Raw genomic sequence first — 24,175 nt, 5'->3', positions numbered from 1 at the left:
TTCTTTAACTTCACCAAAACTAATAGTGGTAAGAAGTTAATTGAGGTCTATAAGAAAATAATGCACAACAGTGATGAGTCAAGCAAAGAGACTTTGATTGCATTCAACAGCGATTTCATGCTTCAAGCGGTATTAAAATTAAGAGACCTCCTAAAACAAAGCTTCAGTCATCAAGTTTATGTCTTCATCCGCGGAGTAGACCGGGTGTGACCACGGGGATCAAGTGGGTCAGGATGTTGGTACCCCGTCTTTTCTGCGTTGTGCTATGTGAGTGTTTGTGAGAGCGTGAGTTCAGTTGTTGCTGCTGTGTTGCATGCAAACCTCATCCGGTGCTGCTCAGATGTTCGTATAAGATTGTGCTGCCTACGATGATCAGGATCATACCGCCAACGATCTCGGCACGTTTGCCTACTAATGTGCCTAATGCACGACCGAGCATCACCCCGACGGTTACCATGGTGAGGGTGCATAGGCCGACCACTGCGGCGACGACGCCAATCTGTACATCCAGGAACGCTAGGCTGATGCCAACCGCTGCTGCATCAATGCTGGTTGCCAAGGCAGTGGCGGCCAGGATCAGCCATCTTCCTTTGTGGGGGTGCGTATTAGTGTTGTTCTTGCTGGTGTTGGCGTCGTATTTGAAACCCGTAACGATCATGTGGATACCCAGACCGCTGAGCAGGCCGAATGCGATCCAGTGATCGAAGGTGGTGACATATTGCGATGCAATTTGGCCGAGTAGCCAACCTGCGATTGGAGTCAAGGTCTCGATCACGCCAAAAATCACACCAACATACAGTGCATCACGCAGGCGTGGTTTACCCATCGCGGCACCCCTGCCTATCGCAGCGGCGAATGCATCAGTGGACATCGCAATGCCGATCAACAGGATCGCAACAGGGGACATGCAAACTCCTTGTGGGTCGGGCGCTGCGCAACGGTTCGTGTTCGTGCCCAACCAGCATGACGTACACGAGCCGTTGGTCTCGCCAAACCAGGATGGTTGCTGCGCCACGGTACGTATGCCGAGTCTGTTGACGCGAGCGCTTCCGCATGTGTGGAAGCAGGCTACTCCCCAAGGGAGATGCAGTGTAACAGTGCAATCGTGGCCATCAATGCTTTCGATGAAATGCGAAGGTTGATCTGGCTTTTATAGCCGAGGCTATGCATTTGATGTCAAAGCATGACAGCAGTTTCAGTAAAGTACGCGGTCATGTGGCATGAGCGTGCTTGTGTGGCTGCGGTGTGAGTGTGACGGGAATGCGACGTTTCCACGTTCATTCACTTCTTATTTTCCGGTCGCTGTATGGTTCGATGCAGTGTGCCGGTGAGTAGTCACATCTGGGTTCAGATGGTGGCGCCTCGGTTGCGTGGCATGGTGTGGTCTTTGATACGTGAAGTTCTTAGACGATCCGCGTGTCGATACGTTTCGCACCTGTTATTCGTAGTGAATAAAATGGATGTGGAGTCTTTGGACAAGTGTTGGTTGATCTTGTGTGCTTCGCGATCGTGATGGGGGTACCAAGTGCTGTGCCTTTCTATGAAGCTCGCGTTTTGTTTTTCATGCTGATAGCGATGGTGTGGCCGATCGTGTCTCAATGCGTTGTTTTGGAGAGGCGTCTGTATCTGTCGTGGTCGATCGTATCGTGTGTCAAAGGCCGTTCCTGGGAGCACTATTGTCGACTGCTGTAAGTGCAGCGTGTCTACGTATCAGTGTCCAGAGGTTTGAGGTGCCGAATGCGTTGACGTCTATCAGTCGCACATTGGCATCGTTGTGTTGTTTGGTCAGGGAGAGCATGCGTTGACATGAGTGTGTGGTACGGCTTGGGACGCTGCAAAACGGAAGGAGAGCGAGGAAAAATGCCTGTCAGGGATTAAGGGCATGATCGTGGATCCCGTCCCGTGGATTTGTCAGTGTTTCAGTCGTTCGTTCACTAGTAAATCGACTACAGACGGATCGGCAAGTGTCGAGGTGTCACCGAGCTGGTCCGGTGCATTTTCGGCAATTTTGCGCAGAATACGGCGCATGATCTTTCCTGAGCGAGTCTTGGGGAGGCTTGGGGCCCATTGCACGTGATCAGGTGTGGCGATTGCCCCGATGTCCTTGCGTACCCAGGTGATCAATTCTTTGCGCAGCGCTTCGCTGGGTGCCTCGCCGGCAATCAAGGTCACGTACGCGTAGATGCCTTGGCCTTTGATCTCGTGAGGGAAACCGACGACCGCGGCCTCAGCCACTTTCGGGTGAGCGACCAGGGTGCTTTCGACTTCGGCGGTGCCGATGCGGTGGCCGGAGACGTTGATGACGTCGTCCACACGCCCGGTGATCCAGTAGTAGCCGTTGGCATCGCGGCGGCAGCCGTCACCGGTGAAGTAGGTATTGGGGTAGGTGCGAAAATAAGTGTCGATAAAACGTTGGTGGTCACCGTAGACAGTACGCATTTGACCCGGCCAGGAATCGAGCAGCACCAGGTTGCCTGCTGCGGCGCCATCCAGGATGTGGCCGTTGGCATTGACCAAGGCGGGGCGTACGCCGAAGAAGGGGAGGGTGACTGATCCGGGTTTAAGGTCGATTGCACCCACGAGTGGGGTGATGAGAATTCCTCCCGTCTCGGTTTGCCACCAGGTATCGACGATGGGACAGCGTCCGTTGCCGACGACGTTGTAGTACCAGTGCCACGCCTCGGGGTTGATGGGTTCACCGACGCTACCAAGCAAGCGCAAGCTTTGGCGTGAGGTTTGTTTTACCGGCATCTCGCCTTCGCGCATCAATGCACGGATTGCGGTCGGTGCGGTGTAAAACAGGGTGACGTGATGTTTATCGATCACTTCCCAGACGCGCGACACGGTTGGGTAGTGGAGCACGCCTTCGAACAGCAACACGGTGGTGCCATTGGCCAGGGGACCGTAAACGATGTAGCTGTGACCGGTGATCCAGCCGATGTCGGCAGTGCACCAGTAGACATCGTCTTCGTGCAGGTTGAATACGGCTTCATGAGTGTAGCTGGTGTACACCAGATAGCCGCCGGTCGTGTGCAGCACCCCCTTGGGTTTGCCTGTGGAACCGGAGGTATAGAGGATGAAAAGCGGGTCTTCGGCGTTCATGCGCTCGGGTGCGCATTCAGTCGGTTGGATGTCGACCACGTTGTGGAACCAGCGGTCGCGTGGAGGGTGCATGTTGACCGTGCCGCCGGTGTGGCGCACCACGAGTACGGTTTCAACGCTCTGAGTTCCGGTGATCTTTAATGCGGCGTCGACATTGGCTTTCAATGGAATTTTTCTGCCGCCGCGCAGGCCTTCGTCTGCGGTAATGATCAGTTTGCTACCACAGTCGATCACGCGGTCGGCAATGGAGTTTGCTGCAAAGCCGCCGAAGACGACGCAGTGGATGGCACCAATGCGTGCGCAAGCTAGCATGGCGACGACTGCATCCGGAATCATTGGTAAATAGATGGTAACGCGGTCGCCCTTTTCGATGCCGAGGTGACGCAGTGTGTTACCGAGTTGGCAGACGCGTTCGTACAGTTCACGGTAGGTCATGCGGTAGGACGAGGTGTCCGGGGCGTCAGGTTCAAACAGCAGCGCCGTTTTGTCGCCACGCAAGGTGAGGTGGCGGTCCAAACAGTTGACGCTGGCATTCAGTTCACCGTCTTCGAACCAGCGGATGTGAAAGTCTTCTAGCCGGTAGCTGACGTCCTTGATCCGGGTTGGCACTTTAAACCACTCTAGCCGTTGTGCGACCTTGCTCCAGAATGCTTCCGGTTGTTCGAGGGATTGCTGGTAAAGCGCTTCGTAGTCAGCACGGTTTACGTGCGCATCTTTAGCCAACATCGGGTCAACGGGATACAGATCAGCCATGGCACTTTTGGGTTGTTAGTTCGATGGGAACGGGCTGGCGTTTTGATGCCGGCTTGCAGGTGTCCAGTGTGCCGTATCGTTGCCTCACTTTGGACTTTTCCGTGGATTCCAATGCTGTGCTTAACGTGTGTTCGTGCATGTGGTGAGTTGATCAATCGAGGATCAATGGGCGTCATTGTCCGACTGCGCCTTGCCATGTGTTGAATGAGTTGTGTGGCGATGGCCACTCAATCTAGACGTGATTGATGTCCGCCGGGAAGTATTCTGGTGAGTCACCCCTCATGTGTGACCTTGCTGGAGTGCGTATACCAATTCTTTGATGTATGGATCGTGTGACTTGGGGAGGTGGCAAGGTCGAAGCAGTCGTCAATTTGCCAAGTGCGATCATTTATGGATTGTATTCCCGGTGACAATGGAAACGGCAGATTGCTGGATTCAATATGTTGCAATGTCTCGAATGAAGGCTAAAGCGGCGTCGGTATCTTTACGGTGCTTGGCGAATTGAAGGTGAACAATGTCAGTACGACTGCCATGCATGTAATGGTTGCTTTTTGATTCTTGTTTTAATCCCTGTTGCTCAAGCTCGGTGGTGATGTCGAACGGATCATTGGCAGTACGAAATAAAAAGTAGGGCCAGCGGTGTCATGGCGTGTGTGCAATATGTCAGCGAATACACATTTTGATGCTGGTACCTGGCTCCGAATAGTTTTAAAAGGCTGGTATGCAGCGCCATCCTTGGCTTAGGGCGAACTAGCATCATCATCTGGGAGACTATGCATGAATGTTTCGCATGACGATTTAATCATCAAGATTGATGCTGATCCCAAATATTACGCATTGAAGCGGCAACGCAAGGTGCTGAGTTGGGTGCTGACCGTACTGATGTTGCTCGTGTATTTCGGTTTTATCGGTCTCATCGCTTTTAATAAGGCGTTTCTTGCCGTGCCGCTCGGCAGCGGCGTCACCACACGTGGTGTCCCGATTGCGATTGGGGTGATGCTGTTTGCCATCGTGGTCACTGCGATTTATGTCCTTTTTGCCAACATGGTCTACGACAAATTGAGTAACAACATTCTTGAGGATGCCTGCAAATGAACATGGGCACGCGTCTTGTGTTGTTGTTGATTGGATTGTTGCCGGTGAAGTTGGCATTGGCTGCAGACGGTATGACTTTGGTCGATAAGCAGCCGGTCAACTGGGTGGCAATCGCAATGTTCGCTGTCTTTGTCTTGATCACGTTGTGGATCACTAAGTGGGCGGCGCAGAAGACTCGATCTTCTGCGGACTTCTACACTGCCGGCGGTACGATCACCGGCTTCCAGAATGGTTTGGCGATTGCTGGCGACTATGTGTCCGCTGCTTCGTTTTTGGGCATCACTTCGGCGGTGATGACCAATGGCTATGATGGGATGATCTATGCGATCGGTTTCTTGGTTGGTTGGCCCATTCTGATTCTTTTGATTGCTGAACGGCTGCGTAATCTTGGCAAATATACGTTTGCTGATGTCGTGGCTTACCGTTTCGCAGCCACGCCGGTCCGTCTGTTTGCTTCCGTTAGTACGCTGGTAGTGGTGTTGTGTTACCTGATTGCTCAGATGGTCGGAGCCGGTGCGCTCATCAAGTTACTGTTTGGCTTGGATTATTGGGTTGCAGTGGCCTTGGTCGGCGGGCTCATGATGGTGTACGTGTTGTTTGGTGGTATGGCTGCGACGACCTGGGTACAGATCATTAAGGCGGTGCTACTGCTCAGCGCTGCGACTTTCATGGCGGCGATGATTATGCGGGGGTTCGATTTTAGTTTTGAGGCGTTGTTTGCCAAGGGTGTAGAGGTCAAGACCCACATTGCGATGGCGGGTGGTCAGTCTGTGGAAGAGGCCCAAGCAGTGGGGCGGTCGATCATGGCACCGGGGGGCTTCGTTAAAGATCCGATTTCGGCGATTTCATTTGGCATCGCATTGGTGTTTGGTACTGCCGGGTTACCGCATATTCTAATGCGCTTCTTCACCGTGCCTGATGCTAGACAGGCACGTAAATCGGTGTTGTGGGCGATCACCTGGATCGGCTACTGCTACACCTTGATGTTTATCATTGGTTTCGGCGCGATTGTGCTCGTGTTAACCAATCCACAGTATGCCGATATCGCTACTGGCACCATCCACGGTGGGCAGGGTGCTGCCAATATGGCCGCGGTGCTTGTTGGCAAAGTAGTGGGGGGTGATGTGTTCATGGGGTTTGTCTCTGCGGTGGCGTTTGCCACGATTCTGGCGGTGGTGGCAGGTTTGGCCCTGTCTGGTGCATCGGCGGTGTCCCACGATCTGTACGCGATGGTGATCAAGCGTGGTAACCCGTCTTCGGATACCGAATTACGGATCTCACGTGCGACGACCGTGGTACTGGGTGTGGTGGCCGTGTTGCTCGGGATCGTGTTTCAGAAACAGAACGTTGCATTCATGGTGTCATCAGCATTTGCGATCGCGGCGTCGGCTAATTTCCCAGTGCTGCTTCTGTCGCTGTTGTGGAAAAATTGTACGACGTGGGGTGCCGTGATCGGTGGCTTTCTCGGTTTGATCTCCTCGTTGGTGTTGACCGTGTTATCGCCCCCGGTGTGGGTGGATACGTTGGGTCATCCAGTGGATTCGGTGTTATTCCCGTACACCTCGCCGGCGTTGTTTTCTGTGGTCATAGGATTTGTCGGTATTTGGTTGTTCTCGGTGCTGGATCGTAGTGGCCGTGCCGCTCGAGAGCGTGCGGCGTTCAAGGCGCAGCAGGTGCGTGCCGAGACTGGGCTGGGTGCTTCCAAAGCGTCCAATCATTGGTCATCTTCGCGTTGAAAGGGGGGAGGCTATGGAACGTTCGCGCCCTCGGTTGCCGAGGTGCGGCGTTTTGGTATTTGAAGTGGAGCAATGAGCAACGCTGCGATCATCGAAGCATGTCGATGCAGAAATTGTGATGCAAGCCATGCTTTGTGCTGTCTGTTGAGCCCAATGGATTGATGGTGACCTCGGTACTGATTACTTGAGTCAGCAACAAGCATCGATCAATGCGAGTCGTTGGTTATATCCGAAGTATTGAGGAACCACAGTTGCAGCAAACGGAGTGTGTGTTGCATGTCTCGATGCTCATCAATGAGTTGATCATTCAATGTTGCTGTGTTGCTGATCATGCCGCATTGGACGCTGTGAGTATTGGTATCTATCTATGTCCTTGTGGTGATTGTCAGTGTCGAAGAGGCGTTCCATGAAGTCGGTGAAGGCCAGTGGGGTAGACATCACTGTGGGGGTGATAGGCCGGTGGATATCCATAGAGACTTTCAGTGTGAACTGTCCAGACGTGGATAAGAGAGGACTGCAACTTTATGTATTCATCATGTACGAATGCGATTTGTACCCAGGTGGTGTGTACTGTTAAGTGGTATCGGTTGAAGCATTTTCAGTGTGGGTAAGGTGCACTGTCTATCGTGATTTGATGATGTGGTGGTTGCAGTGCAGTGGTCGTCACATCTGTCGAACGTGCCGCAGGCGCACTATGGGGATGTCGATGTGGTGTCGTCACTGGATGTCTAAACGTCCGGTTTGGGCATGCATATTGACGGCCAATGCTAGGGACATCTCGTTATGATCCCATGAGCCTGCGAACACCTTGGCACAATGCTTGCTTGGAACGTATCGAAGGGGTTGCCAACGGTACGTTATATGAGTTCGCAACAGTGATATCCCACTATCCAATATCTAAGCTTGGTTGCACGATTTCCTGATACAGAGTGTGAGTTGTTTGCGGAAGGTATTGAAGAACTCAAGATAATGTTGTTGACGCTGTCATCTTTTGAAAGTGCGTCAGTCATGTCGAGTGATATCCACTGTTGCCGGGATGTTTCTTGGATATTCAAGCCATGAGGGTCATATGCTGGTCTCTTATTGATTTCTCTGGACTTGCTCTCGAAAGGTTTTCCAAGAAACCCAAACTAGGCAGAGTGGGTGTGATGTTCAGTTGATGGAATCGATCCGATAGAGAGTGGTTTGTCGAAAGTGGGAAGGTTTTCAACATGGATAGTGGCGGATAGGGATACGGTTATTTTCAAAGCGCTGTTGTCCGGCAATAAGAAGCAATCAATGCCATTCTCATGCTTGACGGCATTGCTTGCTCGGGTTCCATATGGGGAGGACAATATTGTTTCCGCTGGAATACCAAGACGATGATTGATTCCGCCCGTTATTCACGTTTGTCGCGTATCCAGACTCCAGATGATCTCCGCACGTTCGAGGAGACGGAGTTACGTGCGGTTGCCGATGAGTTGCGGGATTATCTGATCGAATCAGTAGGGCGCAGCGGCGGTCATTTTGCTGCTGGCCTGGGTGTCATTGAATTGACGATTGCCTTGCATTATCTGTACCACACTCCTGTTGATCAACTTATCTGGGATGTGGGTCACCAAACCTATCCACACAAGATATTGACCGGTCGCCGTGACCAGATCAGCACAGTCAAGCAGAAAGGTGGTTTGGCACCGTTTCCAAAGCGCGAGGAAAGCGTCTATGACACCTTTGGTGTCGGTCACTCCTCAACTTCGATCTCGGCTGCGCTTGGGATGGCGATCGTGGCACAGCGTAATGGTGATGACCGCAAGGTAGTGGCCATCATCGGTGATGGTGCGATGACCGCGGGGATGGCTTATGAAGCGCTGAATCACGCCGGTGGCATGACTCCCGAACCGAATGTGTTGGTGATCCTCAATGACAACCGCATGTCGATTTCCGAAGCGGTTGGTGGGCTTACCAAGATGCTTGGTCGTGCGACTGGCAGCAAGACATTCAATGCAATCCGTGAAGGTGGTAAGAAGATTCTGGGGGACAAGAAAACCAATGCGACCGCGCGCTTTTTACGTCGCTGGGAGGAGCATTGGAAGGGTATGTTTGTGCCGTCCACCCTGTTCGAAGAGATGGGGTTTCACTATACCGGCCCAATCGATGGTCATGATTTGCCGGCGCTCTTGGGTGCGTTGAAGACGCTACGTACATTGAAGGGCCCACAACTATTGCATGTGATCACCACCAAAGGTAAGGGCTACGAACTGGCTGAGGGAGATCAGATTGGTTATCACGCTGTCGGTCCGTTCGATCCGCAAAAGGGGTTGAGCAAGGCGGGAACAAAGAAGCCAACGTATACGGACGTGTTTAGTGAGTGGTTGTGTGATATGGCCGCCGTTGAACCGCGCTTGCTTGGCATTACGCCAGCCATGCGTGAGGGATCGGGGTTGGTGCGTTTCAGTCAGGAGTATCCGCAGCGCTATTTTGATGTGGCGATTGCCGAGCAGCACGCGATAACACTGGCGGCTGGGATGGCCACTCAGGGCGCCAAGCCTGTGGTGGCGATTTACTCGACTTTTCTGCAACGTGGTTACGATCAATTGGTCCACGATGTTGCGTTGCAGAAGTTGGATGTGCTGTTTGCAGTGGATCGCGGTGGTGTGGTTGGCCCGGATGGTGCGACGCATGCAGGTCATTTGGATCTCAGTTTCCTGCGTTGTGTGCCAAACATGGTGTTGATGGCTCCCGCCGATGAGGCAGAGTGCCGACAGATGTTAACCACTGGCTTGTACTATTCGGGACCAGCGGCGGTGCGTTATCCGCGTGGTACGGGTCCTGGAGTGATGCCGTTGGCTGAGTTGGATATGTTGCCGATTGGTGTGGCGCAGGTGCGTCACCTTGGTGCGCGGATCGCGCTACTCGGTTTTGGTGCGTGCGTTGCCCCTGCTGAACAGGTAGGGCGCACACTTGGCTTGACTGTGGTCAATATGCGTTTCATCAAACCGCTGGATCGAACGCTGTTGTTGGATCTGGCGCGTACCCACGAAGGGTTTGTCACGATCGAAGACAACGTGGTTGCTGGTGGGGCTGGTTCGGGGGTCGCTGAACTGCTCAACGCTGCAAGCATCACCCTGCCGATCTTGCATCTGGGGCTTCCCGATGCGTTCCAGCAGCATGCTGGTCGTGAGGATTTGCTGGCTGAAGCTGGTATTGATGCGACTGGCTTGCATGCCGCCTTGCTAAGCCGCTGGCCTGATTTGGTAGCGCAGCAGCCTCCACTCAGTGCGGTAAGTTGAGGTCAGTGCTGTTTCATATCTGGATTGAGCCACTGGACGATCACATGTATCCAACAATCCAGAATGGCTGCGCAGCGTGGTTGTGTGAGTACACGTGTGGAGCCCTGTTCAGGGCTTTGGCGATTCGAGATTTACCGTGATGCGTCCGAATGTATCGATCATTTCCCAGGATTTCAGGCCACGGCCACCCAGGTGGTGCAACAGCACTGTACGCATGCTGCGGCGTAGACCAGCCAAATCATCGTTGTTCGGTATCTGGTTCCGGCTCAATGCCAGGAGTACGTGTCCGGTGGCAGTGTCGCGTCGGTCAGCGTTACTGCGTTCGCTAAGCAAACGGCGTGGTCCTTCCAATGGGTCGAGCCAATAGCGGGCGGCGGGATCCAAAGGTGTACCGTCTGCATCGCATTCCAGGTTGAAACCGACGCCCAGTGTTTCGAGTACGTCGTGTTCGAAACGGCGCAGTGACCACGCTAAGGAGTCATGGGTGCGCAGGCGTTCCCGTGTCTGCGCATAGGCCAGATACAACTCGCTGACTGGAGCGTGACGAGGCACCAAGCGCAATAGCAATTCGTTAATGTAGAAACTGGCCAACATGGCTTCGCCTTTCAGGCGTGGGGCGGTGTCTAGCGCTTCGGCTTGGCGCAACTGGCCAAGCTCGCCACGTTGCATCGCACTGAATCGGATCCACTGTAACGGTTGCAACGCTGCACGCAGTGCCTGTTTTTTCAGTCCCTGTACACCACGTGCGATCAGACCCAGGCGCCCATAGGCCTGGGTCAGTACTTCGACTAGCAAACTAGTCTCGCGCCAGGGGCGCACGTGCAGAACGAAGGCGACTTCATTTTCGATGAGCATAAGAGAAAGGGGATACCCAAGCGGTTATGAGCGTCTTGCGACCCTGTTTGGGCATTGTAAGCACTGCCATCGCGTATGCGCCGCGCGTAAGCAGGCGTTATCCGGGTGGAGCAAAACGGAACGCAAAGATGGGCCACATTGGGTGGATTCAAACCGTAACTTGTGATGTGGCTTGCATGGGATTGGCAGGCATTTGCGATTCGATCGGATGAAGTGAGGTTATTCGTAGCCAAATGTTTTTAGTGTTGCTTCGTCGTCGGACCAGCCTTTACGTACACGCACCCAGGTTTCGAGGAATACTTTGGCTTCGAATAAGCGTTCCATCTGTTGCCGTGCTTTAGCGCCGATGTCTTTCAGTCGGGCACCCCCTTTGCCGATGACGATCGCTTTCTGACTTTCGCGTTCAACCCAGATCAGTGCACCAATGCGTAACAACCCAGCATTTTCGGTGAAGTATTCGATTTCTACGGTAGTTGCGTAGGGCAATTCCTCACCAAGCTGGCGCATTATTTGCTCGCGAACTAGTTCGCTGGCCAGGAAGCGCTGACTCCGGTCGGTGATCTCGTCTTCGCTGAACATTGGCTCGCCCTCGGGCAACAGTTTGAGCAGGTCGCGTACCAGGGCTTCCAAGCCCTTGCGTTTGAGTGCTGAAACCGGATGTATTGCGGTGAACGTGTAGTTCTCGTTGACACGCGTGAGGAACGGTAACAATGCGCTCTTGTCTTTGAGACGGTCGACTTTGTTGATGACGAGTACGACAGGGATACCAGTGTCATTGAGTACGTTGTAAGCCAGTGTGTCTTCCTCGTTCCAGTCAGTGGGTTCGGTCACCAGGAGTGCTGCATCCACGTCCTCAAGTGAACCGCGTGCGGTTCTGTTCATGAACCGGTTCATCGCACGCTTTTGCTCGCAGTGTAAACCCGGTGTGTCGACCAGCATGATTTGGCCTTCAGGAAAGGTGGCGATGCCAAGCAAACGGTGCCGAGTCGTTTGTGGGCGGTTGGAGACGATGCTGATTTTGGTTCCGACCAGTGCGTTGGTGAGTGTGGACTTGCCGACGTTGGGGCGGCCGATCACAGCGATGCTGCCGCAACGATACGGAGAAGCCTGGGTCACTTGTTTGAATCCAGTTGGTAGATGGCGTGAGCGGCAGCGTCTTGTTCAGCAAGGCGGCGTGAGCTGCCTTCACCCTCGGTGCGCAGCTCCAACTCACACAGAGTACAACTCACCCGGAAGTGCTTGGCGTGAGGGTCACCGCTCTCGAAAGTCAATTCATATACTGGTAACGACCACTGGCGTGCCTGCAACCATTCCTGGAGCCGAGTCTTTGGGTCCTTCTCGGGTTTGCCGACGGGCAATGCCGTGAGTGCTGCCTCGAACCACGGTAACACCACAGTACGGCAAGTTTCTAACCCGGCGTCGAGATAAATCGCTGCAATCACTGCCTCCACCGCGTCGGCGAGGATTGAGTCGCGGCGGTGTCCACCAGATTTGAGTTCTCCGGGTCCAAGTGTGAGCTGTTCGCCCAACTGTATGGTGCGCGCAATCGAGGCCAAAGATGTCTCACGTACCAGTTCGGCACGAGCTCGAGTCAGTGCTCCCTCGTCGGCACGTGGCCAGCGCTGGAAAAGTGCCTCGGCGATCAGAAAATTAATCACGCTGTCGCCGAGGAACTCCAGGCGTTCATTGTGTGGGGTACCAGCGCTGCAGTGACGCAGTGCTTGCAGAAACAGAGACGGATCGGTAAACACATGGCCGATCCGATGTTCGTAGTCGCTTGTCTTACTTGATAGCACTTGATGTCAAGTCCTGCTCGGTATCGAATGTGCCGATTACGTGGAGATTTCCAATGCGCTTGCGGACGATTCCATAGTTGACCTTCATCTTCCAGCCATCTTTGATTCTTTCAAACTTGATGTTTTCTTTCTTTACATTTTGCGAAGAGTCGACACTGAGTCGCTTTAGCAACAATTCTTCCAGTGTGGCGGGATCTGCATCGCTACTGCCAAGCTCTTCATGGCATTCTTGATGGAGTTGTATTCCTGGTAAATCGAAAACACATTTATAGCGATATGCAATGCAAAAAAGAAGACAGTCGTCACAATCAAGACAGATCTCAGTGTCAGGTCATACTGCACGTGCCTCACTAGAATTCCCCTGGTAGGGAGCAACTTTCATTCAATGAATCACGGTGCCGATTCTCGATGGATCAAAGCTTCCTTTACAGAACCAGTTTTCGCAGTTGAGCCAGATCAGGAAGGCTTTGCCGCGTAGGCTCCGTTCTGGAAGAAAATGGGTCTTTGTCCAGAATCTGCTGTCCTCACTATTGTCACGATTGTCGCCCATCACAAAGTACTGCCCCGGTGGTACCACCCAGTCACCCTCGCCTTCCTCGCGGCCACGACCGATTGATTCCAATATGGTGTGTGGCCGGTTTGGTAGCTCCTCGACGAGCAGAGTCGGATCCGGTACGCCAGCATTTTTGCCTGTGTACTGCCCTTTTAACGTATATCTAACGGCTTCTCCGTTGATGTACAGCGTGTCGCCATGGAAGCCGATGCGATCCCCTGGTAGACCGATCACACGTTTGATCCAATTCTCGTCAGGCTTGTGTGGTGGCTTGAATACCGCCACGTCGCCGCGGCTTGGCTTGCCGATCGGAATGATTTTGGTGTTGGTGATTGGCATGCGGAGGCCGTAAGCGAACTTATTGACCAAAATGAAGTCGCCAATCAGCAAGTTGGGCATCATTGAGCTTGAGGGGATCTTGTAAGGCTCTGCGATGAAGCTGCGCAGGATCAGCACGGCCGCCAGTACTGGAAAAAATGAACGAGAGTAGTCGATGATCGGTGGTTCGGTGTCAAGCAAGCCGGCGCGTGCGGCCCGGCGCTTAGCCAGGAATAGCTTGTCCAGCAATGAGATGATGCCTGTCCCCAGAGTCAGTACTACTAAGATGATTTCAAACCATTTCATTCGCATTCCTTAACACGATGGGAATAGGGAATGGTGCAAGGGGGCGGAAACGACGTTGGTTGGTAATGTCGTCGCCGCTTGGTCCCTTGATCCAGGCCCAGCTTACTTGTTGTCTATCTGCAGTACGGCCAAAAATGCTTCTTGCGGGATCTCCACCCGACCGATTTGTTTCATCCGCTTCTTGCCTTCTTTCTGCTTCTCGAGCAGTTTTTTCTTACGACTGACATCCCCACCGTAGCATTTAGCCAGCACGTTTTTTCGCATCGCCTTGACTGTCGAGCGTGAAATGATTTGCGACCCTATAGCGGCCTGGATTGCCACGTCAAACATCTGCCGCGGGATCAAGTCTTTCATCTTCTCGCACAATTCGCGACCCCGACGCTCCGCCTGATGACGATGCACAATGATGCTCAGTGCGTCGACTCGGTCACCATTGATCAGTGTGTCCACCCGAACAAATGGTCCTTCTTGGAAGCGTACGAAGTGGTAATCCAATGAGGCATAGCCACGACTGACCGACTTAAGTTTATCGAAAAAATCCAACACAACCTCGGCCATTGGCAGCTCGTAGGCAACCTGGACTTGACTTCCTAAGTAGGTGATACCGATTTGGTTGCCACGCTTTTCCTCGCACAGTGTGATCACTGCGCCCACATAGTCTGGTGGAGTCAGGATATTGGAACGGATAATCGGCTCGCGGATCTCGTCGATTTGATTGATCGCAGGCATCTTTGCTGGGTTGTCCATGGCCATCACATTGCCGTCGGTCTTAAGTACTTCATAGATCACGGTTGGCGCAGTGGTGATGAGGTGCAGATCGTACTCGCGTTCCAGACGCTCTTGTACGATTTCCATGTGCAGCATGCCTAGAAAGCCGCAACGGAAACCAAAGCCCATTGCCTCTGAATTCTCAGGTTCGAAGCGTAGTGCGGCATCGTTCAGGCGCAGCTTTTCCAGTGCCTCGCGTAGGTTCGGATAGTCTTCGGCATTGACTGGAAACAAGCCGGCAAACACGCGTGGTTGCATTTCCTGGAAACCTGGCAGCGCTTTGGCTGCCGGATCGCTGGCAAGCGTCAGTGTGTCGCCGACCGGTGCACCGTGTACATCCTTGATCGATGCGGTGACCCAACCCACTTCACCGGCAGTCAGCTTTGTCAGTACCTTGCGCTTAGGTGTGAATACACCAACAGCGTCCACCTGGTAGCTGCGTCCTGTGGACATCACTAACAGTTTGGCACCAGGTACGATCTCACCCTGCATCAGGCGTACCAGTGAAACCACACCCAGGTAGTTGTCGAACCAGGAGTCGATGATCAGCGCCTGCAACTTGTCAGTATCACGCGGGCGCGGTGCTGGGATGCGGTGGACGATGGCTTCCAGTACCTGTTCCACGTAAAGGCCGGTCTTGGCACTCACTGCCACTGCTTCGCTGGCTTCAATACCAATCACTGCTTCGATTTCTGCCTTGGCACGCTCGGTATCGGCGGTGGGTAAGTCGATTTTGTTCAGAATTGGCACTACTTCCAGCCCTTGTTCCACGGCGGTGTAACAGTTGGCGACGGACTGCGCTTCCACACCCTGAGAAGCATCCACGACCAGCAATGCGCCTTCGCAGGCTGCTAACGAGCGGCTGACTTCGTAGGAGAAATCGACGTGTCCGGGTGTGTCAATTAAGTTCAGATGGTAGTTCTGTCCGTCCTGCGCTTTGTATAACAGCGACACGGACTGGGCCTTGATCGTGATGCCACGTTCCCGTTCGATCGGGTTGGAGTCAAGTACTTGAGCTTCCATCTCACGCGCCTCCAGACCACCGCACAACTGAATGAGGCGGTCGGCCAGGGTAGATTTGCCGTGGTCGACGTGGGCAATGATAGAGAAGTTGCGAATGTTCCGCATCGGATCAGATGACATGGAGATGTGCGGCGCCGGAACCATCGTCGGGATAACATGGGATTATGGCATGGTTCAAAGTGGCCGTACTCAGGAACGCTTGAGTAATGATGATGTCTGGCCTGGACGCCCGCTGCCGGCTCGGCATGACGGGACGTGTCAGACTCATTGGCGGACGCGGTGTGTGCCCGCCGTCACTGCTTACCCGCCCGCCCTCAGCGCACTGTAGAAGGTGCCACGGCCGCCGGTCACCAGCAGCATGATCACATCTCCCTTCTTATAATTTGCTAGGACACGATTCAGATCAGTCACATTGGTGACCGGAGTACGTCCGATCCGTAGGATCACTAAACCTTCCACCAATGGCGGGTTGGCGTTGCGTGCCCACGGCGCTGTGACCGCTGTGATACGTACTCCTCCCTTTCCATACTGTGATGCAGCTAAGCGTTCACGCTCAGCAGCGCTCAGGTTTTCGACCTGCAGGCCGAGCAGGTCAACACTGGCAGATGCTTCTGGCTTGGAAGGTCCTATGTTGTCTTCATCTTCGCTGGTTGTTGCATCTTGATTGAGTGCCGAAAGAGTGACGACGATCTCGCGCGGTTTGCCGTCACGCATAATACCCAGGGTGACTTTGGTGCCTGGTGGCATCATGCCGATCATTGGGGGCAGATCGCTGAAGTTACCGATTGCTTTGCCGTTGACTGAGCGAATCACGTCACCGATTTCGATACCTGCTTTGGCTGCCGGACTGTGAGGTGGAATGTTATTGACCAGTGCGCCACGGCTGTCTGGCAAGCCTAAGCCCTGGGCCTTGAGTGCATCGATAGGACCGATTTCCACACCGAGCATGCTGCGTTGTACCTTGCCTGTTTTGCGGATTTGTTCGGCAGCATTGATCGCTAAATTGATCGGAATAGCAAAGCTGATACCCATGTAACCGCCGGAGGCGGAGAAGATCTGTGAGTTGATACCAACCACCTCACCTCGGGTATTTAGCAATGGACCACCAGAATTGCCCTGGTTAATCGGCACGTCGGTTTGGATAAATGGTACATAGCGTTGATCATCGCTGGTGCTGCGCCCTAGTGCACTGACAATACCTGCAGTCACCGAGTGGTCCAACCCGAAGGGTGAACCAATTGCGACAACCCACTGACCGGGTTTAAGCGCACTTGAGTCGCCGGTGCGCACGGTAGGAAGATTTTTGGCGTCGATTTTGAGCAAAGCGACATCGTACTGTTCGTCGCTGCCAATGACTTTTGCCTTGAACTCGCGGCGATCAGCTAATTTGACCGTGACGTCGCTCGCCCCATTGATGACGTGGTGGTTGGTGAGTACGTAGCCGTCTTGCGAAATAATGAAGCCAGAGCCCATTCCCCGACCAGCGATACCCCCATCGTCGTCCTGGCCACCACGAGGTTGGTCCGGGAACTGGAAATCTGGGCCAAAGAAACGCCGGAAAAACTCGGGTATATCGTTGTCAAGCGGTATGCTGCCACGTCGCCCGACTCTCTTACGGGTAATGACTGTCTCAATGTTAACGACGCCAGGTCCCACCTGGTCGACCAGCTGAGTGAAATCGGGTAACCCAGCCACGAGCTGCGGTGCTGGGGTGGTATTGCGGGTGACAATGGGTGTGGATGGTGCAGAATGAGGGGGGGGAGGACTTTGTTGTGCGCCGCATGCAACTAACGGCAAGGTGATGGCAAGTAGGCCGCAGCATCGTGTATGGATACGTGAATTCATCAGGTTAATCTCCTAATTGCGAAACAAAGGGATCCAAACCGGGGCAACTACACCGGTGAGTAGAAATACAAAGCGGAGCATCATGAGCAGTGCGTGAGGTGGTGGCCTTACTCCTGTGGGGACGTAGGCTGCGATTCGGGGAGTCGCTGTTCGAATGGATAGAACACACGTGGTACAGCGGTACCAGGGAAATTCGCGTTGAACGGTGCCTCAGCAGGGAGAACAGTACGCGGCCAGGGTTTGGTTTGTATTGTGTTGTAATGCGTGAATGGATTCAGACGATGTGGGGCTGCTGTTGTGGGAATGGTGGCGAGCGTATGTTCGGGCGCAACCTGCCGGTTGTGTGTCGTTTTGCCCCATTGTGTTGTACCACTGTCTGCGTATTTTGACTTGGGGATTGCGGCAATCTTAGTCGATGCAGGGGGCTTGAGCAGTTGTGCGGTCGTTGCAAATACCAGTTCGGTTGTTGTTAACGGTGGTGCCATTGCTAGCCACCCGCGCACTGTCAGTAAGATGACTGCGGCAAGTGAGGCGGCCAGCGCCACCCCACCGCCCCAGCGCCAACGGCGGTGCGGCCCGGTGTGAGTGACGGGTGCCGGTTCGGCTGCCACCGCTGCCTGCACGCGTAGGGTAAAGTCCGCAGGAGCAGGAGCCACTACAACGCCACGCAGCACATCACCATACAGTTGCCAACGCTCCTGGCAGTTGGCTAATTCTTCGTTGTGTTGCAACCGACGTAGTAGGAAGCGAGCTGCGTCCAGCGGCAGTTCACCATCGATCAGTTGGGACAATTGCAGTCGGGTGTGGAGTTCGAACTTGTCAGCAGTCTCGGACAGATGTTTGTTCATACACGATATTGTTTGCGGGTCATGTTATTGATCTCTAGAAAAGGCCGTAACTCGACGTCGATGGCCTCGCGCGCCCGGAAAATACGTGAACGTACCGTTCCAATTGGGCAATCCATCCGTTGGGCGATCTCTTCGTAGCTCAATCCTTCCACCTCACACAGAGTAAGAGCAGTCTTAAATTCTTCGGGCAGTGCTTGGACCGCTTTCATCACGATTTGTTCCAACTCCTGCCGCATGAGTTCTCGTTCCGGTGTATTGGTGTCGCTTAAGTGTGTGGTGTGATTAAACTGCTCGGCCTCTCCGATCTCGATGTCATCGGTAGGGGGGGAGCGCTTGCGCGCGGCGAGGTGGTTCTTGGCGGTATTCACAGCGATGCGATGTAACCAGGTCGAAAACTGAGCGTCGCCGCGAAAACTGCCGATCGCACGATAGGCGCGTACAAAGGTCTCTTGCGCTACGTCTTGACATTCGCTCCAATCAGCGATGTAGCGTCCGATCAGGGCGATGACCCGATGCTGGTATTTGCGTACTAAGGTATCGAATGAAGTGTGTTCGCCGCACTGCACGCGTCGGACCAATTCTATATCTAGAGACTGAGGTGGTTTTGTTTCGGCCATGTCGGGCCGTACTCCTAATTGAGCCGAACGAAATCGGCCGCTGTAGCCATGCAGTGTGAGAAATAAAGTTCAGCGTTTTTCGTTGGTGTGCAACAGCACTTAGGTTAACGCCTCTCCTGTCAGGTTGGCCGTAGTCGATCATCTGTTGGATTTGAGGTCAAGGTAACAGCCTCCGGATGATAACCACCTCCCATATGCAAACAATTGATGGTTGGTTCATGCTCCCAGGTTTTGATGGTCTTCCATTCAGCCATTGGTGGGTAGAACCGCGTGACGATGGTGTGGTGATCCTGAGCGTGGATTATCAGGATGTCAGGCTTCATCTGCTCTCGCAGAGTGTGTGACTGGAGCTGGGTACCTGATCGAGCGTCTGGTGTTGGACGTACCCAAGGGTGTTGTGATGCGCTCGAATAAACCGAAGGGCTTCATTGTTGGTGCGGATCTTAAGGAGTTCGAAGAGTTCGACCGCAAGGGAAGGAGCAACGATGTGATCCACTGCGGCCAGGCCGTGTTCAGCGCGTGGTTGAATGGCCCTGTCCAACGGTGGCGGCGATCCCCAGTTTGTGTATGAGATCGCGCTGTGCTGTCGATACTGTATTGCTTCAGATAATGCCTGGACCCTGATTGGTTTGCCCGAGATAAAGTTCGGTCTTTTCCCGAGTTGGGGTGGTAGCTCGTGCTGCCGTAGCTGATTGGTGTACTCGTTGTGATTCAGAGTGGTACATGATTGTGTGGATTACAAATATCTGGTTGGCTCCCAAGCTGTTGGCTAGACAGATGTGTAAACAGATCGTACGTCAGGCACGTTATGACCCTTACCCGGCTCCGTACGCCATGATCAGGGTTTACATGGGGGTGATATTCAGGCACGTCTAGATGCAGAGTGTGAGGTTGTCATCAAGTGTGCTGCTACCTCGATAGCGCGTCATTTGATCCGCATCTTTTTCTTGACTGAACAGTTCAAGGATCTGGGTGGCAACGAGTCACATGGAGTGCATCAACGGTTCAACTGTGATGTTGGTGGTACCGGTATTTTCAAGGCCGATGTGGTGATTGAGGCAATCGTCGCGCAGTCAGAAGCTAAACGCGCGTTAATTAAAAGCGGATGTGAGTGCTGTGTCGATCCCGTTGACGGAGTAAAGATGCTGCTGCTAGAAATCGTTTGGCGGTGTTATGTAAGGCATTGGATAATGCTCCCATTACCAGTGCTTGGTTTAGTTCCCAGGATTTTCTCGTTGACTGCGTGCTGTTTCCCTACCTTCTGGAAGCAGTCACCGCCTACATGGAGGGGATTTCCAGGTCCGGTGATTGATGAGGTGGCAGTGAAATTTGGGATACCGATGAGGGCAATCGAGCTGATCGATACGCTGAATCTTGAAGTGGCATCTGGGGTCAGTCCCGGATCGGCGTGGCAACAAGGACGGCCAGAGGCGCTATGTTTGGCAGAGAGGATGTGCGTAAAAGCCGCAGGTGTTGCAGCAGTACCAAGTTCCGACTGACTTGAAGGATACGCTGATCCTGAGGTTACTTAATGAAGTCGTGGCTTGTCTCCACGAAGGTGTGGTGGCCGATACAGACCTGCTTGAGTTGGTGTGATCTTCAGTACCGGCTTTGTGCCGTTCCGCCGCGGCCCAATCCAATACATTCGTACCGTTGGCGTCGATATCCTGGTTGAACGTTTGAAAGCCCTGCAGCGGCGTCTTGATTGGGGCGCATCATCGTTGATCTGAGCGGAGTGCTAAATGGCAGGCGGCGGGGTTGTCCCGCCGCCGCTTGTATCAATGGGTACAACCAGGTTGGAACTAGAATTTCAATCCTATGCTGGTGAAGAAATAGCGTCCCGCCTGGTCATAGCCACTCAGCGCGTTGCCGTTGTAGCTCAGCGAACTGCCGACCAGGGGAGGCTCACGGTCGAATACATTGTTAAGTCCCAGCGTCCAGGTGATGTCATCGCTCAACTGTACTGAGCCGCTCAAGTCCAAGTAGTGATAGGCCGAAACCCGGTTGCCACGGTTGACCAGTAATGTGTCGGTGGAACCTGGGGTGCCATCCGTGTTTTCGTAATCCATCTTTCCGATATAGCGCCAGCGCGCACCCACGGTGTAACGGTCGAAACCGTAGCGCACGTTCAACATGTGTCGCCACTTCGGGCTCCCTCCCTTAGCGCCGTTAGTGCTGCCGCAAGCGGTATTGACAATGCCAGCACAACTGTAATTGTTGGCACTGATACCGGGTACGGGTTGATAGTCCTGCTTGAGCACGTAGTTGCCGATCATACTGGTGGTCAACCGTCCGGGCCCGATGTTCCAGGCATACGAAGCGGTCAAATCGATACCGCGGAACTGCAATGCACCGAAGTTGCCCAGCGAGTTCAACACCAGACCGGAAGTGGCTGGATTGCTTCCCATGAACAAGTCGCCTGTGGCGGTATTACGGCGGATGCGGCTGCACAGATTGGTATCGTTTGTCAGACCACAGGCAGTCAGGATATTCGATGCGCCGATCGTGCGGATCGTATCCTTAATTTTGATACTGTAATAATCCACGCTCAGATCAAGATTTTTGATCGGTGTGGCGGCGAACCCAAGGGTCCATGTATCGGCGGTTTCTGGCTTGAGGTTCTGGTTGCCGCCACTGATCTCGTTGTACTGGCCGGATGGGTTCGCGGTGATGTTCCCGTACTGAGCTGCAGTCACGCCAGTGTTGGCACACTGCGCTTGAGTGAACAGTGGAGTGGCACCGCCGCAGGGATCGGAACCATCCCACAGTCCAATGGTGTTTGCTTCATACAGCTCGGTGATGCTTGGTGCGCGGATTGCACGGTTCCAACCACCACGTAACAGGTACTGGCCGTCCGCAAAGCTGGCACCGAAACCCGCTTTGTAAGTGTTGGTGCTACCAGAAACATCGTAGTTGGAACGGCGGTAACCGAACTGTAAATCAAGTTCTTTCAGTAGACCGGTATTAGCGAGCACCGGTACTGCACTCTCCAGAAAAAGCTCCTTCACGCTAATACTATTATTCACGTTGGTGGTGGGGCCGCCTGCACCAGTAAAATTGCCAGCCTGTGTATTGCTGTCGGCGGTACGTGTGTAGGTTTCGGTACGCCACTCGTAACCGGCGACCAAGCTGATCGGCTTGTTGTTCGCCCAGGGCAGCGCATAACCGAAGTCGCCAGTGACGTAGCCGTTGAGTACTTTCATCGAGGTGGTGTAATTGATAATCCCCACACCCTCGAGTGCTTGTGCAGCAGCTGTGCTGACGTTATTTGCCCAAACATTGTAAGGAACGCACCCCTCAAATGAACCGGCCGGGCAACCCAATAACGCGTCGCGTACTCGAGTGGTTATAAAGTCCTTGAAGCGTTCTTCCTTCGTAGAGCTGCGGTTGTAGGTAAATGAAACGTCGTAGGACCAGTTACCGATGAGGTTGCCGCCAGCACCGGCGGTAATGCTTCCGCTGTTACTGTCGTAGTTGGTAGTGCGTGGCCCGCCTTCGACGTTGCGCTTGGCAACATAGACAGTGAATGCATTGTCGGTAATGCCAACATCGTGGCACAGGCTGCCTAGAACGGCGGTGCTGCAGTTCACGCTTAAATCAGTGAAAAACGTACCCGATGGTGCGGATTGGATTGAGCTGCGGTGATTAACGAACAACGCTTCAACATACGGTTTGAAATGGTTATTGATTTCATACTGGATGTTAGTACCAGCGGTGTAGCGGGTATCCGGACGTTGGTAGTAATTTACTGGAGCATAGTTGTAAAGGTTTGGGGTGTTGGTTTTAGACCAAGTCCCGTTGGCTGAAGGCAGCACGTAAAACGTGCCGGCCGCTGGTGCGACGATGTTGAAATTGGATGGGTCAGCGGTGAGCGAGCCGCCGCAGGCACCACCGCTTGGGCGGAGTGCACATGCGGAATAGTCGCGCCGCCCTTGTAACAGGCCGTCGTTTTTGCGCCAGGTGAGCCACGTAGTGGCGTGGCCACTTTCTCCGAAGTTGCCACCGATCGCTAAGTCGATATTGCGTGAGATACCGTCGAAACCGGATCCACCTTTGGGATAAGAGTAGCCGGCTTTGTCCATCAGACCGCGCATATAGCTGTTGTCATTGTTGTGCTGATATGCTGAGTAGCCGACGTTGGCACTGATGCCATGAAACGTATCGTCGAGGACGAAGTTAACCACGCCAGCAACCGCATCCGAACCGTATACTGCTGATGCGCCGCCAGTGAGCAAGTCCACACGTTTGACAAGTGCTGCTGGGATAATGGTGATGTCTGGCGTCTCTCCGATGCCCTTGGGAATGCGCCTGCCATTGACCAAGGTCAGGGTACGCTTAGCTCCAAGGCCACGCAGGTCGACGGTGCCATAACTATCCGCACCGTTGTTGGTAAAACCATCGAAATTCAAGGACAATTGCGGATATTGGTTGACCAGATCTTCAACTTTGGTTGCTCCGCTGTATTGGAATTCCTCGGCATTAATCTCGGCCACTGGACTTGAAGCGGTCATCGACTGGCTCTTAAGCCGAGTACCAGTCACATTGACCGTATCCAGTACGGCAGCAGTACTCGTATTCTTTTCCTGGTCCTGGGCGAAACCCGTGGCGGGGATAGAGAACGTAGCCATCGCAATAGCGAGCGATACGACGATCGATTTATGTGGAGTGTCGGGCCTAAATTTCATTTCTGTTTACTCTCTCTGAATGTCGCAGAGCGTCCTGATCAGCCGTGGAAAACACCGGCCAAGCGGAGCTCTTTGGCAGCCGCCAGAAGATATGGGATAGTGATGGCAACGAACGCAGTATGTAGTACTTCGAACACGCCATCTTAATGATTAACTAACACAAATAAAGAAGCAAGAAAAATACGAGGTCATTGGATGAGATAAGGGTCTCTGAAATACGATCTCGGTGGAATGAGAGGGGGTGCTCAATTTATTGGGGCGTGTTTTGCACGGATTGAGGGCGTTAACCTGTAAATACCCAGTGTTACTGCAGTCAGGTAACGATGATGACTCCATGACCGTGGAAAGTGTGTTTCTCTGAATTTTCCGATGTTGGAGACACTTGGAAGAGAGCAAGCGTCTAGGGCGAAACGTGATTGGATTGATCTTGGGCAACGATGGCTGATGAGCGTGTTGAAAAGCCAATGGCTGTGCTCAAGAAAATGTAATGCCTGAAGCGATGGTTGTGTCGATGCTCGCAGAAAAGATGAGAGCAGATGACACGCCAGTATGCCTTTCATGAAAGAGCATGATGAGCCGGTATGGGTAGACACGAATGTAGGGAGA

19 protein-coding genes are annotated in these 24,175 nt (G+C 53.5%); 6 read left to right on the top strand and 13 right to left on the bottom strand.

Annotated features, from left to right (window positions below; translation table 11 throughout):
* Positions 1-322: 322 nt before the first annotated feature.
* Together PLS229_RS07475 and acs are read right to left on the bottom strand one after the other, a co-directional pair.
* The gene (locus PLS229_RS07475) at positions 323-907 is read right to left on the bottom strand and encodes a manganese efflux pump MntP (protein WP_038271157.1); all 585 of its coding nucleotides are present in this window, start codon (positions 905-907) and stop codon (positions 323-325) included.
* Positions 908-1,911: 1,004 nt separating this feature from the next.
* Positions 1,912-3,855 (bottom strand): acetate--CoA ligase, encoded by a 1,944-nt coding sequence (gene acs, locus PLS229_RS07470; RefSeq protein WP_038271158.1) that lies wholly within the window; start codon positions 3,853-3,855, stop codon positions 1,912-1,914.
* A 777-nt stretch (positions 3,856-4,632) separates the two neighbouring features.
* Between acs and PLS229_RS07465 the strand changes: the two genes are divergently transcribed.
* Positions 4,633-4,950, top strand: a complete 318-nt coding sequence (locus PLS229_RS07465; RefSeq protein ID WP_038271159.1) for a DUF485 domain-containing protein — start codon at positions 4,633-4,635, stop codon at positions 4,948-4,950.
* Positions 4,947-6,686: a cation acetate symporter gene (locus tag PLS229_RS07460; RefSeq protein ID WP_038271160.1), complete on the top strand. Its 1,740-nt coding sequence runs from the start codon at positions 4,947-4,949 to the stop codon at positions 6,684-6,686. The genes PLS229_RS07465 and PLS229_RS07460 overlap by 4 nt, the downstream gene beginning before the upstream one ends.
* A 303-nt stretch (positions 6,687-6,989) precedes the next feature.
* Here PLS229_RS07460 and PLS229_RS07455 read toward each other — a convergent pair whose 3' ends face one another.
* The gene (locus PLS229_RS07455; RefSeq protein ID WP_160165167.1) at positions 6,990-7,157 is read right to left on the bottom strand and encodes a hypothetical protein; all 168 of its coding nucleotides are present in this window, start codon (positions 7,155-7,157) and stop codon (positions 6,990-6,992) included.
* An 890-nt stretch (positions 7,158-8,047) separates the two neighbouring features.
* On the opposite strand from PLS229_RS07455, the gene dxs reads away from it, so the two are divergent.
* Positions 8,048-9,955: a 1-deoxy-D-xylulose-5-phosphate synthase gene (gene dxs, locus PLS229_RS07450; protein WP_038271161.1), complete on the top strand. Its 1,908-nt coding sequence runs from the start codon at positions 8,048-8,050 to the stop codon at positions 9,953-9,955.
* A 108-nt stretch (positions 9,956-10,063) separates the two neighbouring features.
* On the opposite strand, the gene recO is transcribed toward dxs, so the two are convergent.
* The 9 genes from recO to rpoE all read right to left on the bottom strand — a co-directional run bounded on the left by recO (position 10,064) and on the right by rpoE (position 18,884).
* Entirely contained in the window at positions 10,064-10,810 is a 747-nt protein-coding gene (recO, locus tag PLS229_RS07445) for a DNA repair protein RecO (RefSeq protein WP_051482307.1), read from the bottom strand.
* A gap of 219 nt (positions 10,811-11,029) precedes the next feature.
* Entirely contained in the window at positions 11,030-11,926 is an 897-nt protein-coding gene (gene era / locus PLS229_RS07440) for a GTPase Era (RefSeq protein ID WP_038271162.1), read from the bottom strand.
* On the bottom strand, positions 11,923-12,606 hold the full coding sequence (rnc, locus tag PLS229_RS07435) for a ribonuclease III (protein WP_038271163.1): 684 nt from the start codon (positions 12,604-12,606) through the stop codon (positions 11,923-11,925). Before rnc ends, era begins: the two co-directional genes overlap by 4 nt.
* Positions 12,593-12,778, bottom strand: a complete 186-nt coding sequence (locus PLS229_RS12290; protein WP_230428223.1) for a DUF4845 domain-containing protein — start codon at positions 12,776-12,778, stop codon at positions 12,593-12,595. Before PLS229_RS12290 ends, rnc begins: the two co-directional genes overlap by 14 nt.
* A 210-nt stretch (positions 12,779-12,988) precedes the next feature.
* Entirely contained in the window at positions 12,989-13,783 is a 795-nt protein-coding gene (gene lepB, locus PLS229_RS07425) for a signal peptidase I (protein WP_038271164.1), read from the bottom strand.
* A gap of 102 nt (positions 13,784-13,885) precedes the next feature.
* Positions 13,886-15,694, bottom strand: a complete 1,809-nt coding sequence (lepA, locus tag PLS229_RS07420; protein ID WP_114867221.1) for a translation elongation factor 4 — start codon at positions 15,692-15,694, stop codon at positions 13,886-13,888.
* A gap of 180 nt (positions 15,695-15,874) precedes the next feature.
* Positions 15,875-17,419 (bottom strand): DegQ family serine endoprotease, encoded by a 1,545-nt coding sequence (locus PLS229_RS07415; RefSeq protein ID WP_038271165.1) that lies wholly within the window; start codon positions 17,417-17,419, stop codon positions 15,875-15,877.
* A gap of 107 nt (positions 17,420-17,526) precedes the next feature.
* Positions 17,527-18,267, bottom strand: a complete 741-nt coding sequence (locus PLS229_RS07410) for a sigma-E factor negative regulatory protein (RefSeq protein WP_038271166.1) — start codon at positions 18,265-18,267, stop codon at positions 17,527-17,529.
* Positions 18,264-18,884, bottom strand: coding sequence for an RNA polymerase sigma factor RpoE (gene rpoE, locus PLS229_RS07405; protein ID WP_038271167.1), 621 nt, complete (start codon positions 18,882-18,884; stop codon positions 18,264-18,266). Before rpoE ends, PLS229_RS07410 begins: the two co-directional genes overlap by 4 nt.
* A gap of 340 nt (positions 18,885-19,224) precedes the next feature.
* On the opposite strand from rpoE, the gene PLS229_RS07395 reads away from it, so the two are divergent.
* From PLS229_RS07395 to PLS229_RS12745, 3 genes are all read left to right on the top strand, one after another.
* Complete coding sequence (locus PLS229_RS07395; RefSeq protein WP_051482308.1) at positions 19,225-19,455, top strand: Clp protease/crotonase-like domain-containing protein; 231 nt, start codon at positions 19,225-19,227, stop codon at positions 19,453-19,455.
* 376 nt (positions 19,456-19,831) lie between these two features.
* Positions 19,832-20,383 (top strand): hypothetical protein, encoded by a 552-nt coding sequence (locus PLS229_RS12750; RefSeq protein ID WP_152536611.1) that lies wholly within the window; start codon positions 19,832-19,834, stop codon positions 20,381-20,383.
* A 93-nt stretch (positions 20,384-20,476) separates the two neighbouring features.
* Positions 20,477-20,614 carry a hypothetical protein gene (locus tag PLS229_RS12745; protein ID WP_160165169.1) on the top strand — a complete coding sequence of 46 codons (138 nt, stop codon included), beginning with the start codon at positions 20,477-20,479 and terminating at the stop codon, positions 20,612-20,614.
* A 72-nt stretch (positions 20,615-20,686) separates the two neighbouring features.
* Here PLS229_RS12745 and PLS229_RS07380 read toward each other — a convergent pair whose 3' ends face one another.
* On the bottom strand, positions 20,687-23,569 hold the full coding sequence (locus PLS229_RS07380; RefSeq protein WP_038271168.1) for a TonB-dependent receptor: 2,883 nt from the start codon (positions 23,567-23,569) through the stop codon (positions 20,687-20,689).
* Positions 23,570-24,175 lie beyond the last annotated feature (606 nt).

It is taken from the genome of Xylella taiwanensis, assembly GCF_013177435.1.
In the GTDB taxonomy this organism is placed as follows: Bacteria; Pseudomonadota; Gammaproteobacteria; order Xanthomonadales; family Xanthomonadaceae; genus Xylella; species Xylella taiwanensis.
Note: the sequence above shows the minus strand (reverse complement) of the source record. Positions and strands in the feature narration are given on the sequence as shown.

Bases quoted from the DNA above. Each gene is read 5' to 3' on its own strand.
- dxs (WP_038271161.1), top strand. From the start codon at position 8,048: ATGATTGATTCCGCCCGTTATTCACGTTTGTCGCGTATCCAGACTCCA.
- lepB (WP_038271164.1), bottom strand. From the start codon at position 13,783: ATGAAATGGTTTGAAATCATCTTAGTAGTACTGACTCTGGGGACAGGC.
- recO (WP_051482307.1), bottom strand. From the start codon at position 10,810: ATGCTCATCGAAAATGAAGTCGCCTTCGTTCTGCACGTGCGCCCCTGG.
- PLS229_RS07415 (WP_038271165.1), bottom strand. From the start codon at position 17,419: ATGAATTCACGTATCCATACACGATGCTGCGGCCTACTTGCCATCACC.
- lepA (WP_114867221.1), bottom strand. From the start codon at position 15,694: ATGTCATCTGATCCGATGCGGAACATTCGCAACTTCTCTATCATTGCC.
- PLS229_RS07460 (WP_038271160.1), top strand. From the start codon at position 4,947: ATGAACATGGGCACGCGTCTTGTGTTGTTGTTGATTGGATTGTTGCCG.
- rpoE (WP_038271167.1), bottom strand. From the start codon at position 18,884: ATGGCCGAAACAAAACCACCTCAGTCTCTAGATATAGAATTGGTCCGA.
- PLS229_RS07410 (WP_038271166.1), bottom strand. From the start codon at position 18,267: ATGAACAAACATCTGTCCGAGACTGCTGACAAGTTCGAACTCCACACC.
- acs (WP_038271158.1), bottom strand. From the start codon at position 3,855: ATGGCTGATCTGTATCCCGTTGACCCGATGTTGGCTAAAGATGCGCAC.
- PLS229_RS07455 (WP_160165167.1), bottom strand. From the start codon at position 7,157: ATGGATATCCACCGGCCTATCACCCCCACAGTGATGTCTACCCCACTG.
- PLS229_RS07475 (WP_038271157.1), bottom strand. From the start codon at position 907: ATGTCCCCTGTTGCGATCCTGTTGATCGGCATTGCGATGTCCACTGAT.
- PLS229_RS07465 (WP_038271159.1), top strand. From the start codon at position 4,633: ATGAATGTTTCGCATGACGATTTAATCATCAAGATTGATGCTGATCCC.
- PLS229_RS07380 (WP_038271168.1), bottom strand. From the start codon at position 23,569: ATGAAATTTAGGCCCGACACTCCACATAAATCGATCGTCGTATCGCTC.